This is a genomic window from Nocardia sp. NPDC059180, from assembly GCF_042754945.1.
Lineage (GTDB): Bacteria > Actinomycetota > Actinomycetes > Mycobacteriales > Mycobacteriaceae > Nocardia.
Genome location: NZ_JBHZBU010000002.1, coordinates 879,828 through 892,482 on the forward strand (window position 1 = coordinate 879,828; position 12,655 = coordinate 892,482).

Genomic DNA, 12,655 nt, shown 5'->3' on the forward strand with positions numbered 1-12,655 from the left:
CGCGGCTCATCACTTCGGTGGACCCGCACCGGAGGCGCGCTGTGCTGAGATGGGTGCGTGAAGTGGTGGACGGCGTTGTCGGCGACGGCGCAGGAGGCGCTGATCGTCGCGTTCGTCTTCACCGTCGGCGCGACGCTGTACGGCTTCGGCCTGTACGCGATGACCGGGCCGAGTTCCGAGACGCCGCTGACGGTGCGCATGGCGTTGCTGGCGTTGCTGTGCGCGACCAGCATGTGGCGGCGCCGCAAGCCGATGTGGGCCCTCGCGGTCGGCCTGGTGCCGGTGCTCATCGACTTCGCCCTCGGTCCGACAGTGCCCATCTGGATCGTCTACTCCGACCTCATCTACGCGAGCGTGCTGTACGGGACCCGGCGCCAGTCGCGGTTCGTGGTCGGCGCTGCCATCACCGGGACGGCAGTCGGCGCGGTGGCTGCGCTGGTCATCTCCGGCGAGTGGCGCGCCATGCTGATCACCTTGCTGGCCTCGTCGGCCTTTGTCGGCACGTCGATCTGGTGGGCGTTGACCGTGCGCGCGCACAAGGAGACCGCGCAGGCCGAACGGGCGAAGGCACGCGCGCTGGAACTGGTGGCCGAACTGGACCGCAGGGCCGCGATCGCCGACGAACGCAAGACGATGGCGCGCGATCTGCACGATGTGATCGCCGGGCACCTGTCGGCCATCGCCATCCAATCCGAAGCCGCGCTCGGCCTGCTGTCGCGCCGCGATAACGACGACCCCGCCCTGGCCGGGGTTGTCGAGTCCATCCGGTCCAACAGCGTCAGCGCCCTCCAGGAGATGCGCACCATGATCGGTTTGCTGCGCCGCGACGACGGCGCCGAGGATCTGGCCGCCCCGCGCGGTCTGGCCCAGTTGTCGCTGCTGGTCGACGCGGCCCGCGCGGCGGGAGGCACGGTGCGGGTGCACGGCGAGGTGGACCGCACCCCGCTGCCGAGTGCCGTCGACCAGGCCGCCTACCGGATCATTCAGGAAGCGCTGACCAACGCCATGAAACATGCCCCCGGGCAGGAGGTCGACATCGACATCGCCACCGACGCGACGACGCTTACCGTCGCAGTCCGCAATCCCCTGCCGCCGCGGGCGAACGGATCCACTGCCGACCCGGCGGACCTGCCGCACCGCGGCCTGACGAACATGCGCGAGCGCGCCGCGGCCCTCGGCGGCGAGTTCGCGGCGGGCTCGGCCGCCCGGGTGTGGACGGTGCGGGCGGGCCTGCCGACCACCGTCGCCATCACCCGGGGTGAACCGCGATGACCATCCGGGTGCTGATCGCCGACGATCACAGTGCGATCCGTGCGGGCCTGCGCATGATCCTCGACGCGGCCGAGGGCATCGAGGTGATCGGCGAGGCCGCCGACGGCGACGTGGCGGTCGCGCAGACCAGGGCGCTGCGACCGGATGTCGTGCTGATGGACGTGCGCATGCCCGGTGTCGACGGCATCACCGCCACCGGCCGGATCACCGCAGACGGACTGGCCCGGGTGCTGATCCTGACCACCTTCGATCTGGACGAATACGTCTTCCGCACCTTGCGCGCGGGGGCCTCCGGATTCGTGCTCAAGTCGGTGTCGGGGCAGGACCTGGTGGCGTCGGTGCGCGCTGTCGCGGCCGGCGATGGCGTGCTCGCACCGGAAGTGACACGCGCGGTGATCGACGCCTTCGCCGCCACCCCCGGCGCACCCGCCGACAGCGCGCCCGATGGCCTGGCCGATCTCACCGAACGCGAACGCGAGGTGCTCGTCTGCCTCGGCGAGGGGCTGTCCAACGCCCAGATCGCGGGGCGGCTGTTCATCGGTGAGACCACCGTCAAGACGCATGTCTCGCGGGTGCTCACCAAACTGGGCGTTCGCTCGCGAGTGCAGGCGGCGATCCTGGCGCGCGAACTGCCCGGCGACTAGGCGTGCTCCGGCCATGCGCGGGCTGGGAGTGGGCTTCGCCCCTCAGCGCCCATGAGGCGAACTCAGCGGTCGAGTTCGGCGAAGACTCCGTCGGCGTCGGGCTGGAAATCCTCCACGGCGACCACCGCGGCGGCTGGTAGCGGCCCGTACAGGTGCGGGAACCGCAGCTCGGGATCGTCGGAGGGCACGCCAGGCTCCCACTTCACGGGCGAGCCCAATCGGGCCGGGTCCAGCCGCAGCAGAACCAGGTCGCGCCGGCCCGCGTAGAGACGGTTGGCAGGCAGATGCACCTGCTGCGGGGTGGACAGATGCACGAACCCGTCGATGTCGAGCGAGGCCGGCCGGTGCGCACCGGCGCGCTGTGCGGTCTGCCATTCGGTGACGGTGCACATATGAACCAGAGTGTGAGTGTCGTAGGTCACGGGTAATCTCCCGGTAGACAACTGGATCGGCCTGTTCGAGTCAGAGATTCGAGTGACTTCCCACCCATGACCAGTGGCGTTCGCGCAGAGCGAAAAACCACTGGTCGTGTTAGGGAAAACACATCGATTCGCTTGCGGGAACAAAGCCCCCGTCCCGAACGTCTGACAGAGTAGTCATACCACTGCTGGGAAGTAGCGGTAGCGAGCCCGCGGAGTGACCACGGGCCCCACACCAGGTGAACGGTCTGTGTGCCGGGAGCCAGGACGGAGGAGTCATGCCAGGAACCCTGACAAGCACCCCACTGACCGCGGTCGATCGTTGCGACCGCTGCGGGGCGGCTGCCCGAGTGCGTGCCGTTCTGCCCGCAGGTGGAGAGTTGCTCTTCTGCCAGCACCACGCGAATGAACACATGGACAGGCTGCGCGAGCTCGAAGCCGTGATCGACACGGAATCCGCTCCCGCCCTCTGACCGCTCCTCGCGTCCGACACAACAGCATCGAACAACCGAATACCGTGTAATCCACAGCGGGCGACCTGAACGGTCGCCCGCTGTGGTGTTTCCGGAGCCAGCTCCTGCGGCCGCGAGCAGTCGTCGTAGGACCCGAGCGTCGTCGACTCCGGGCGGCGCATCGGACCCCGAGCGCGCGAGCTTCAGTCAGCCCTGGAGCTACCGGCGGTGCCGAGAATTCCGTCCAGCGTCGCCGCCAACCCGAACTCGAACGCGCCGTCCGGATCGGCGGGTGCCTGGTACAGCTCCCCTACCGCCGCACCCACTCGCGACGCCAGCGGAAACGCATGCGCGGACATGACCTGGGTCAACAGCGGGCCGTGTACCTCCCACCATCTGGCATCGCTCATCTCGGCCGCCTCGCGCGCCGCGGCGACCGCCATGCGGGCATTGCCGGTGGCGAATTCGGTCAGCACCGCGATCACCCGGTCCATCTCGACATCGGTCAGCCCGATCCCGTCCAGCGCCGCGAGCTGACGTTCGTAACGACGCGTTCGCCCCGGCCCCAGTACCACTCGCCACGGTGAGACGTCCAGCAGCCACGGGTGCGCGATCACCTCGGCGCGCACCTGCCGCGCGAGGGCCGCCATGCGCGTACGTGGCGGTGCGTCGACGGGCAGTGGCTCATCGGCGGCGGCGACCGCGTCGACCATCAGCACGGTCAGGGCTCGCATGCTCGGCACATAGGTGTAGAGGCTCATCGGGCGCAACCCGAGTTCGCCGGCGACCGCACGCACCGACAGTTTCGCCAGACCGTCGCGGTCGGCCAGCGCGATGGCGGTCTGCACCACCTCGTCGACGCTGACCGTCTGCTTCGGGCCGCGACCACCGGGACGCGGTGGGAGTTCGTGTCGCCACAGCAGGGCCAGCAATGCCCGCGCCTGATCGGCAGACTCCTCCGCTGCGTGACGATCGGCCATCGAACTCCTCGTGCCAACTGCGGAACAATTCCGGTACGGTATGCGTTACCACAATACTCCGTACACCATACGATGATTTGAGGGGTTCGCTCTGCCCAGCACACAGGCCACCTACCTGCCCGACCGGAACATGTTCGCGGTGTGGACCTGGACCGGTCACGGTCCTGGACGCCCACCGCGCGATCTCGGCGTCGCGGCGAGCCAAGCCCTGGCCGTCCCCACCGGGACCGCCGCGCAGGCCGCGGCAGGCAGCGCGACGGTCGAGGTCGCCGAGGTCGACTGCACACTGCTCGAGCCCGAGGAGTTCGCCACGGCCGCCCTCCCGGACCCGGATGCCTCGGTCATGGCCTGGCGGCAGGCGCAGTCGAGCACCGACCTCCCCGCCGAAGGCGTGCCGCTCCCGCTCGCCGCGCACGCGGTACCGAATGCCACCGGCACCGCGATCATCTCGGCCTGCCACGCACTCACCGCATTCGAGGCGACGCGGGCGGTCGCCGCCGACCTGCGGCAGACGCTGAAGGCCGAACTGCGCCCCTACCAGGCGCGCGGCGTGAGCTGGCTGCGCGCGACCACCGCCGAACACGGCGGCGCTGTTCTCGCCGACGAGATGGGACTCGGTAAGACCGTGCAGACCATCGGCTTGCTTGTCGGCCGGGCCGCCGACGGACCACAGGTGGTGGTCTGCCCGACCTCACTGGTCGGCAACTGGGTGCACGAGATCCATCGCTTCGCACCCGGCCTGCACCCGATCGCCTGGCGCGGCGGGGAATTCGACGCCGAGCCGGGCACGGTCGTGATCACCGGCTACCCGACGCTACGTCTGCACGGCGCCGGATTGCGCGAGACCCGGTGGGCGACCGCCGTCTTCGACGAGGCACAGGCGTTGAAGAACCCGCGCACCCAGGTCTCCAAAGCCGCAAGGGCCATCGACGCCGCGGCGACCGTTGCACTGACCGGGACACCGGTGGAGAACCATCTCGAGGAGCTGTGGGCGCTGCTGAATCTGGTGGCGCCACAGCTTTTCGGACATCGCACCCAGTTCCGGCGTCGATTCGTCCGGCCGATCCAAGAGGGGTCGGCGACAGCGGCCGCCCGGCTGCGTGAGGCCATCGAGCCGGTGGTGCTGACCCGCCGTAAGGACCAGGTCGCCGCGTCGCTGCCGGCCAAGATCCACACCGATCTACTCTGCGATCTGACCGCCGAACAGGAACGGCTCTACGATCAACTGCTCGATCGAGCCATCGACGACGGTTTCGGTCACGGCGTACAGCGCCAGAGCCGCGTCCTGGCGGCACTGACCAGCCTCAAGCAGGTGTGCAACCATCCCGGCCTGATCACCGGGGAGCTCGACGAGCTGGCAGGCCGGTCCGGCAAACTCGATCTGTGCACCGATATCGTGGCCAACAATCTCGACCTCGGCGCGCCGACGCTGGTGTTCACCCAGTACCGCAAGACCGGTGAGCTGCTGGTCCGGCATCTCGCCGAACAGTTCGGGGTCACGGCACCGTTCTTCCACGGCGGACTGAAGCAGTCCGAGCGCGCGCAGATCGTCAGCGGATTCCAGTCCGCGGACGGGCCGCCGGTGCTGATCCTCAGCCTGCGCGCGGCAGGCACCGGGCTCACCCTCACCCGCGCGGCCGACGTCATCCATTTCGATCGCTGGTGGAATCCGGCCGTGGAAGCCCAGGCCTCGGACCGGGCGCACCGGATCGGGCAGACCCGCACCGTCACGGTCACCACCCTCACCTCGGGCACGACCGTCGAGGAGCACATCGCCGCCATGCAGCGGCGCAAATCGGCGCTGACCGACCTCGCGGACGCATCGGGCATCGCCGAGCTGGCCCGCCTCGACGACGACCAGCTGATCGAGATCCTGCGCCGCAAACGGGAGAACTGATGGCCGACAACGAATTCGGATACACCCTGTGGGGCAAGGACTGGGTGCGCCTTGCCGAACCGCTGCGCCAGACCAGACCCGAGCCGCTACTGCCGCGGGCACGCAGCATCGCCCGCAACAACGGCGTGCAGACCACCGTCACCGGCCGGATCGTGCGCGGGCACATCCACCGGGGCGGTCAGGCGTCGGTGACACATGTGGAGGTCGCACCGATGCCGCGCACCACCATCGACGCGATCGCCGCGATCATCCCGGCCGACCCGGTGACCCTCACCGACGAGATGCATCGCGCCATCGTCGCCGTGGGGATCGCCCCCGCACCGGTCCCGGCGGCCATCGACTGTTCCTGCTCGGCCCGCACGGATCGGTGCGTGCACGTGCTGGCCGTCCTGTACGACATGGCCCGCCGCGTCGACGAATCACCGCGCCTGGCGCTCGAGATCCAGGGGTACTTCACAGCCACCGACGCCACGGACGGCGCGGAGATCACGGCGGAATCCGCGCGCTGGATCCCGATCAACACGCTCGCGGCCGCCGGATGGTTCGACCCACCGAGCTGAGTTGTATCCCGCGCGATCGGTGGCCGAACCACGGCGGACCAGATGAGCTCGCAGACTCGAGCCCAGCGCAGCTCGAGACGCGGTGGCGTGGATCCGGCGTCGACCACTCAGAGCACGAGTCCCGCAAGCGCCGCGCGAGGCGGCCAGGCACTCGTGGATCGCGTGGCCGCCGACGGCCGGATCACGCCGGCCTGCGTGCACGGAAACGGAAGCTGCCGGAACCGGTCTCGATCTCGACATCGGTGAAGCCGACCCTGGCGAGCCGTTGGGCCGCGGCATCGGGCGGCACCGGCACGCAGGTGTCACCGAGGTGGATCAACCGGAAGGCTCGGCTGTCGAGCCCGTCGCTGCCTGCGAAGATGCCACCGGGTCGCAAGACCCGAAGTGCCTCGGCGAAGACCGCGTCCTGCTGTTGCGCCGACGGCACGTGATGCAGCATGGTGAAGCACACGACCGCGTCGAACCTGTTGTCCGGTAACGGCATATCCGCGCCGTCGCCGGTGATCACGGTCATCGCGGCACCGTGACGTCCACGTAGCCGGTCGGCGAGTTCCGGATCTATCTCCACGCCGGTCAGTGTGTCGGTGCGAGCGAGCAGTGCGCTCACATTCGCGCCGTAGCCCGGCCCGATTTCCATGGTGTCGCCGCCGAGCTCGGTTCCCGACAACGCCCAGGGCACGATCCGGGTCGCGCTGGCGCGCTCCCAGAACGCGGACCGGCACAGGATTCGATGGAAGAGGTTCATCGCCATGAGCTCACGCTAGGAAAAACCATGCGTGACCACGACCGGCTACGGTGACAACTTGTGTCGCGAGACGGACAGCCCGTGGTGATGCCTGCCGCGCCCGGCGCGACGGCCATGGCCCTCGGCGCGGGTGCCCTGCCGCGCGGGCACTGGTTTCCGCTGCATCAACATCCACAGCACCAGATCGCCTGGGCCGCAGGCGGCGTGCTGGCCGTGGAGACCGCGGGTGGGCGCTGGGTGCTGCCGACGACGCGGGCGCTGTGGCTCCCCGGCGGTACCGCGCACCGCACCGGGACCGCCGAGGGTGCGGATATGCGCGGCATCTACATCGATCCGGACCGCTGTCCTATCGAGTACAGCGCGCCGACCATGCTGCGGGTCACCCGGTTGATCCGGGAATTGTTCGAGCATCTCACCGCACCCGATATCGATCCGCCCCGGCGCGCGCGGGCCGAGGCGACGGTGTTCGACCTGCTGGAACCGGTGGCGGTGATACCGGTCGGTGCCCCCGCGCCCAGCGACCCACGCGCCGCCGAAGTCGCCGCTGCACTGCGGCGCGATCCGGCCGACCCGCGCACCCTGGACGAATTCGCCGCCGCGGTCGCCACCAGTGCCCGAACACTGGCTCGCTCGTTCACCGCCGATACCGGGATGACCTTCGGCCAGTGGCGAACTCAGATCCGGCTTGCCGCCTCACTGCCACTGCTGGCCGCCGGCCTGCCGGTCTCCCGCATCGCCGGGCGCGTCGGCTACGGCACCACCAGCGCCTATGTGGCCGCGTTCCGCCGTGCCGTCGGCGTGCCCCCTGGGCAGTATTTCGCCGAGTGATCAGGCGTTGGTGCCACCGTCGACGGTGAAGAACGCTCCGGAGATGCTGCGACCGGATGGGCCTGCCAGGAAGGCGACGGTGGCGGCGATGTCCTGTGCGGCACCGAAGCGGCCGAGCGCGCTGTAGGTGAGCTGATCCGGTGCGTCCGCGCCGTCGGCCGGATTCATGTCGGTGTCAGTGGGCCCCGGCTGCACCAGGTTGACTGTGATGCCGCGCGGACCGAGTTCGCGGGCAAGGGCTTTGGTGTAGCCGTTGAGCGCCGATTTGCTCATGTTGTACAGACTCAGCCCGCCGAACAACGCCCGCTCGGACAGGTTGGAGCCGATGCTGATGATGCGCGCGCCCTCGCCCATATGCTCGAGCGCGGCCTGTCCGGCCACGAACGCGGCTCGTGCGTGCACATTCAGCGCGCGATCGACCTCGTCCAGGGTGAATTCCTGATACGGCTTGCTGGGGAAGATGCCCGCGTTGTTGACCAGGATGTCGAGCCCGCCCAGCTCGGCTGCGGCCCGATGCACCGCGGCCACTACCGCCCCCGCGTCAGCGCTGTCGGCCTGGACCGCGATGGCTCTGCGCCCCAGCGACTCGATCTCGGCGACCACAGCTTTCGCCCGGTCCTCGGCGTGCTGGTAGGTCAGTGCCACGTCCGCGCCGCCTGCGGCCAGTTCCCGCGCAATGGCCGCGCCGATCCCGCGACTACCTCCGGTCACCAGCGCCACGGTTCCGTGCAGATCCGGCATGAGCCCTCCTCCATTTATGTGTCGATCAGTACATAAATAGCTAAGCCGACGGAACGCGGTACGTCAAGAGGTATATTTAACGATCGACACAGAAAGGAACCTCTCATGGCCGAACGAGGACGTCCCCGCGCTTTCGACCGCGACCTCGCCCTGCAGCGCGCCATGGAAGTGTTCTGGGAGCACGGGTTCGAAGGCTCGTCGATGACCGACCTCACCTCCGCGATGGGCATCAACTCCCCCAGCCTGTACGCGGCCTTCGGCGGCAAGGAAACTCTGTTCCGGGAGGCGATCGAGCTCTACGGCCGTACCGAAGGCAGCCTCACCGCCCGCGCCTTGACCGACGAACCCACCGCACGCGAGGCGATCGAGGCGATGCTGCGCGACAATGCCGTCGCCTACACCGCACCGGATAAACCACACGGATGCATGGTCGTGCTCGCGGGATCGACCTACACCACCCGCACCGAGACCATTCGCGAATTCCTCGTCGACAAGCGCAAAGAGACCAGCGCCGACCTCCGTGCCCGACTCGACCGCGGCGTCACCGACGGCGACCTCCCGGCAGACACGGATACGGCCGAGCTGGCAGCGTTCTACACCACCGTGCTCTACGGGCTCTCCATCCAGGCCCGTGACGGCGAAGGCCACGACGAACTCATGCGCTCGATCGATCGCGCCATGGCCGCCTGGCCCACAACCGAGCAGGCGACCGCGACCTGACCCTCGTCTCCGGCTTTCGCGATCACATACGGCGCAACGCCGCGATGCGCTCACCCAGCTGATCGGCACTGGCCAACGCCGTCGGCGGACCACCACACTGGCGGCGCAGCTCACCGTGGATGACGCCGTGCGGCTTGCCGGTCCGGTGATGATGCATGGCCACCAGGCTGTTGAGCTCGCGACGCAGCTCACCGAGCTTGTCGGCCGTCGCCACCCGCTCCGCCGCACCCGCCGCGTGCGGCGCGGGCTCCGGGACCGACGCCACAGGCGCGCGATCGGCGACCTGACGGGCCTGACGTTCACGCAGCAGCGCACGCATCTGCTCGGCGTCGAGCAGGCCGGGGATGCCGAGATAGTCGGCTTCCTCGGCGCTGCCTGCGAACGTCGCGGTGCCGAAGGAGGAACCGTCGTAGATCACCTGATCCAGTTCGGCGTCGGCGGCCAGGGCGACGAAGGGTTTCTCGTCCTCGCCCGGCTCGTCCTTCTGCTTGTTGGCATCGATGAGCAGCTCGTCGTCGAGGCCGTCCTTCTCCCGATGCGGTTTGCCGATGACGTGGTCGCGCTGCAGTTCCAGCTGCGCGGCCAGATCGAGCAGCACCGGCACCGACGGCAGGAACACGCTCGCGGTCTCGCCGGATTTGCGCGCACGCACGAACCGGCCGATCGCCTGGGCGAAATACAGCGGGGTCGAGGCGCTGGTGGCGTAGACGCCGACCGCCAGTCGCGGCACGTCGACGCCCTCGGACACCATGCGCACCGCGACCATCCACGGCTGGGTGCCCGCACCGAACTCCCCGATTCGAGCCGAGGAGGTCGGATCATCGGACAGCACCAGCACCGGAGGTGTACCGGTCAGATGCTCGAGCAGTTCGGCGTAGGCGCGGGCCCGTTCCTGATCGGTTGCGATCACCAGCCCGCCCGCGTCGGGCATACCGGAGGACCGCAGCTGCCCGAGCCGCATATCGGCCGCTCGCAGCACGGCCGACATCCAGTCGCCCGAGGGGTCGAGCGCGGTCCGCCACGCCCGTGCGGTCTGCTCGGCGTTCAGCGGCTCACCCAGCCGCGCGGAGTACTCCTCGCCGGCGCTGTCACGCCAATGCGCCTCACCGGAATAGGCGAGGAACACCACCGGCCGGACGACGCCGTCGGTGAGGGCCTCTGCGTACCCGTAGGAGTGGTCGGCCCGCGAGCGCGGGAAGCCGCCTTCATCGGGTTCGTAGGTGACGAAGGGGATCTGGCTGTCGTCGCTGCGGAACGGGGTTCCGGTGAGCGCGAGCCTGCGCGTCGCGTCACCGAACGCTTCGGCGGCGGCGTCACCCCAGGTCTTGGCGTCACCGGCGTGGTGGATCTCGTCCAGGATCACCAGGGTGCGGCGATTCTCGGTGCGCACCCGATGCTTGAACGGATGCGAGGCGACCTGGGCATAGGTGACAACCACACCGTGATAGTCGCCGGAGGTGCCGCCGGTGCTGTTGGAGAACCGCGAGTCCAGCGCGATTCCGGCGCGGGCCGCCGCTTGCGCCCACTGATGCTTGAGGTGCTCGGTCGGTGCGACCACGGTGATCTGATCCACCGTGCGATCGGCCAGCAACTCCGCGGCGACCCGCAGCGCGAAGGTGGTCTTACCCGCGCCGGGCGTCGCGACCGCGAGGAAGTCACGAGGTTTCGTCGCAAGGTATTTGGTGAGTGCGCGACGCTGCCAGGCGCGTAGCGCTCCTCCCGCCGCAGTGGCGCCACCCGAACCGGTCACGGGAGGCAACACTATCGGGCGATCCCCGTGTGTCGCCAAACCGACGCGGCGGGCGCGACCGGCGTCACAACAGGCGCGCAGGTAACCAGCGGTTCACCTGCTGCCCGCCGACACGACGCCCGCCCAGTCCGGCCGATCCGGCGCGAGTGCGCGATGCTTGTCACACCATGAGCAACCTGTCCGATATCCGCGCCACCGCGGCCGGCACCTCGCGGCGCGCCGCCGCAGGCGTGGCGCGGGCGGGTCGGCAGACCTGGCGGCTGGTGGCCAGGGTGGCGGTCAAGGCCTGGCAGGATTCGATCTTCGCCAAGTCCGCGGCGGCGGCATTTTGGCAGACCATGTCGTTGGCGCCGTTGTTGCTGGGTGTTCTCGGCAGCCTCGGCTATGTCGGTGGTTTGTTCGGTCCGGACACCGTCGAAATCGTCGAATCGAAGATCCTCACCTTCAGCCGGGACCTGTTCAACCCGACGGTGGTGCACGATCTCATCGAGCCCACCGTCAGCGATGTGCTCGGCCGGGGCCGGGCGGCATTCGTGTCGGTGGGTTTCGTGCTGTCGCTGTGGGCCGGTTCCTCGGCCATGGCCACCTTCGTCGACGCGATCGTTGAGGCGCACGACCAGCAAGACGCCAGGCATCCGGTCTGGCAGCGCATCTTCGCGCTGCTGCTCTACGTGCAGTTCCTGGTGGCGGCGGTGTTCATCCTGCCGTTGATCGCGCTCGGCCCGGTGCTGATCGGGCGTGCCCTGCCCGACGGCTGGCGGGAGCCCGGCCTGCGGCTGATCGACACGTTCTACTACCCGGGCGTCGGCTTGCTGCTGATCGTGGGGCTGACCACGCTGTACAAGCTGGCACTGCACACCTCACTGCCGTGGCATCGGCTCTTCGGCGGTGCCTTGGTCGCGGGTGTGTTCTTCATGGCGGCCAGCGAGGGCCTGCGCCGATATCTGGGGTGGGTCACCCGCACCGGCGTCAGCTACGGCGCGCTGGCCACGCCGATCGCGTTCCTGCTGTTCACGTTCTTCCTCGCGTTCGCCGTCATCGTCGGCGCGGAATTCAACGCGGCGGTGCAGGAATTCTGGCCCGCGCGCGCCACCAGGGTCGAACAGGTGAAGGCGTGGCTGGCCGAACAGGTACGCGGGGATTCCGCGGAGCAGGAACCGGAGACGACCGGCGCCTCCGCACGCATCGAACCCACGTGGGCGCAGGCCCCGGCCGACGGCGCGGCACCCGGCCCACCGCATCGAGAAGCGCAGACCGCGACCGGACCGCCGGTCGACGACAGCCCGCAGCCCTCGCGCGCCGGGCCCGAACGATGACCGGGTCGCTGCGCGCGAGCCTGCGGCAGACGCCGTGTCAGTCGCCCTTACGCAGCTGCTCGTAGACCTTCTTGCAGTCCGGGCAGACCGGGGAGCCGGGCTTGGCCGAGCGGGTCACCGGGAACACCTCGCCGCACAGTGCGACGACATGGGTGCCCATGACCGCGCTTTCGGCGATCTTGTTCTTCTTCACGTAGTGGAAGAACTTGGGGACGTCGTCGCCGGTCGTCTCGTCGGTCGTCGTATCCGGGCGAACCAGAGTGTCGGTACTCACGCCTTCCATGATGCCGTATCCCGATCGCGGCGGCGTGACCACCGGGTGTGCGGCCCG

Annotated in this window: 14 protein-coding genes; 8 read left to right on the forward strand and 6 right to left on the reverse strand. The window is 69.1% G+C overall.

Going from position 1 to position 12,655, the window contains the following annotated elements:
• The first annotated feature begins 57 nt into the window (after positions 1–57).
• Both ACFXNW_RS10120 and ACFXNW_RS10125 read left to right on the forward strand, forming a co-directional pair.
• Positions 58–1,272, forward strand: coding sequence for a sensor histidine kinase (locus ACFXNW_RS10120; protein WP_379417270.1), 1,215 nt, complete (start codon positions 58–60; stop codon positions 1,270–1,272).
• On the forward strand, positions 1,269–1,916 hold the full coding sequence (locus tag ACFXNW_RS10125) for a response regulator (RefSeq protein WP_379417271.1): 648 nt from the start codon (positions 1,269–1,271) through the stop codon (positions 1,914–1,916). Before ACFXNW_RS10120 ends, ACFXNW_RS10125 begins: the two co-directional genes overlap by 4 nt.
• 62 nt (positions 1,917–1,978) lie before the next feature.
• Here ACFXNW_RS10125 and ACFXNW_RS10130 read toward each other — a convergent pair whose 3' ends face one another.
• Positions 1,979–2,308 carry a DUF952 domain-containing protein gene (locus ACFXNW_RS10130; RefSeq protein WP_379417373.1) on the reverse strand — a complete coding sequence of 110 codons (330 nt, stop codon included), beginning with the start codon at positions 2,306–2,308 and terminating at the stop codon, positions 1,979–1,981.
• 305 nt (positions 2,309–2,613) lie between these two features.
• Here ACFXNW_RS10130 and ACFXNW_RS10135 point away from each other — a divergent pair, with 305 nt between their 5' ends.
• The gene (locus tag ACFXNW_RS10135) at positions 2,614–2,808 is read left to right on the forward strand and encodes a hypothetical protein (RefSeq protein ID WP_029903635.1); all 195 of its coding nucleotides are present in this window, start codon (positions 2,614–2,616) and stop codon (positions 2,806–2,808) included.
• Between the two features lie 182 nt (positions 2,809–2,990).
• Here the strand turns inward: ACFXNW_RS10135 and ACFXNW_RS10140 are convergent, their stop codons facing one another.
• Positions 2,991–3,767, reverse strand: coding sequence for a TetR/AcrR family transcriptional regulator (locus ACFXNW_RS10140; RefSeq protein ID WP_379417272.1), 777 nt, complete (start codon positions 3,765–3,767; stop codon positions 2,991–2,993).
• Positions 3,768–3,897: 130 nt separating this feature from the next.
• On the opposite strand from ACFXNW_RS10140, the gene ACFXNW_RS10145 reads away from it, so the two are divergent.
• Together ACFXNW_RS10145 and ACFXNW_RS10150 are read left to right on the forward strand one after the other, a co-directional pair.
• Complete coding sequence (locus ACFXNW_RS10145) at positions 3,898–5,664, forward strand: DEAD/DEAH box helicase (RefSeq protein WP_379417273.1); 1,767 nt, start codon at positions 3,898–3,900, stop codon at positions 5,662–5,664.
• The gene (locus tag ACFXNW_RS10150) at positions 5,664–6,224 is read left to right on the forward strand and encodes a hypothetical protein (protein WP_379417274.1); all 561 of its coding nucleotides are present in this window, start codon (positions 5,664–5,666) and stop codon (positions 6,222–6,224) included. Before ACFXNW_RS10145 ends, ACFXNW_RS10150 begins: the two co-directional genes overlap by 1 nt.
• A 181-nt stretch (positions 6,225–6,405) precedes the next feature.
• Here the strand turns inward: ACFXNW_RS10150 and ACFXNW_RS10155 are convergent, their stop codons facing one another.
• Entirely contained in the window at positions 6,406–6,975 is a 570-nt protein-coding gene (locus tag ACFXNW_RS10155) for a class I SAM-dependent methyltransferase (RefSeq protein WP_379417275.1), read from the reverse strand.
• Positions 6,976–7,029: 54 nt separating this feature from the next.
• Here ACFXNW_RS10155 and ACFXNW_RS10160 point away from each other — a divergent pair, with 54 nt between their 5' ends.
• Positions 7,030–7,797 (forward strand): AraC family transcriptional regulator, encoded by a 768-nt coding sequence (locus ACFXNW_RS10160; RefSeq protein WP_379417276.1) that lies wholly within the window; start codon positions 7,030–7,032, stop codon positions 7,795–7,797.
• Here ACFXNW_RS10160 and ACFXNW_RS10165 read toward each other — a convergent pair whose 3' ends face one another.
• Positions 7,798–8,538: an SDR family oxidoreductase gene (locus ACFXNW_RS10165; protein ID WP_379417277.1), complete on the reverse strand. Its 741-nt coding sequence runs from the start codon at positions 8,536–8,538 to the stop codon at positions 7,798–7,800.
• A gap of 105 nt (positions 8,539–8,643) precedes the next feature.
• On the opposite strand from ACFXNW_RS10165, the gene ACFXNW_RS10170 reads away from it, so the two are divergent.
• Positions 8,644–9,258 (forward strand): TetR/AcrR family transcriptional regulator, encoded by a 615-nt coding sequence (locus tag ACFXNW_RS10170; protein ID WP_379417278.1) that lies wholly within the window; start codon positions 8,644–8,646, stop codon positions 9,256–9,258.
• A gap of 22 nt (positions 9,259–9,280) precedes the next feature.
• Here the strand turns inward: ACFXNW_RS10170 and ACFXNW_RS10175 are convergent, their stop codons facing one another.
• Entirely contained in the window at positions 9,281–11,008 is a 1,728-nt protein-coding gene (locus ACFXNW_RS10175) for a DEAD/DEAH box helicase (RefSeq protein WP_379417279.1), read from the reverse strand.
• Positions 11,009–11,175: 167 nt separating this feature from the next.
• Between ACFXNW_RS10175 and ACFXNW_RS10180 the strand changes: the two genes are divergently transcribed.
• Entirely contained in the window at positions 11,176–12,324 is a 1,149-nt protein-coding gene (locus tag ACFXNW_RS10180; protein WP_379417280.1) for a YihY/virulence factor BrkB family protein, read from the forward strand.
• Between the two features lie 37 nt (positions 12,325–12,361).
• On the opposite strand, the gene ACFXNW_RS10185 is transcribed toward ACFXNW_RS10180, so the two are convergent.
• Entirely contained in the window at positions 12,362–12,598 is a 237-nt protein-coding gene (locus ACFXNW_RS10185) for a DUF3039 domain-containing protein (protein ID WP_379417281.1), read from the reverse strand.
• Between the last annotated feature and the right edge of the window lie 57 nt (positions 12,599–12,655).

Coding starts and splice junctions, on each gene's coding strand:
- ACFXNW_RS10125 (WP_379417271.1), top strand. CDS start 1,269: ATGACCATCCGGGTGCTGATCGCCGACGATCACAGTGCGATCCGTGCG.
- ACFXNW_RS10130 (WP_379417373.1), bottom strand. CDS start 2,308: ATGTGCACCGTCACCGAATGGCAGACCGCACAGCGCGCCGGTGCGCAC.
- ACFXNW_RS10135 (WP_029903635.1), top strand. CDS start 2,614: ATGCCAGGAACCCTGACAAGCACCCCACTGACCGCGGTCGATCGTTGC.
- ACFXNW_RS10140 (WP_379417272.1), bottom strand. CDS start 3,767: ATGGCCGATCGTCACGCAGCGGAGGAGTCTGCCGATCAGGCGCGGGCA.
- ACFXNW_RS10145 (WP_379417273.1), top strand. CDS start 3,898: ATGTTCGCGGTGTGGACCTGGACCGGTCACGGTCCTGGACGCCCACCG.
- ACFXNW_RS10150 (WP_379417274.1), top strand. CDS start 5,664: ATGGCCGACAACGAATTCGGATACACCCTGTGGGGCAAGGACTGGGTG.
- ACFXNW_RS10155 (WP_379417275.1), bottom strand. CDS start 6,975: ATGGCGATGAACCTCTTCCATCGAATCCTGTGCCGGTCCGCGTTCTGG.
- ACFXNW_RS10165 (WP_379417277.1), bottom strand. CDS start 8,538: ATGCCGGATCTGCACGGAACCGTGGCGCTGGTGACCGGAGGTAGTCGC.
- ACFXNW_RS10170 (WP_379417278.1), top strand. CDS start 8,644: ATGGCCGAACGAGGACGTCCCCGCGCTTTCGACCGCGACCTCGCCCTG.
- ACFXNW_RS10180 (WP_379417280.1), top strand. CDS start 11,176: ATGAGCAACCTGTCCGATATCCGCGCCACCGCGGCCGGCACCTCGCGG.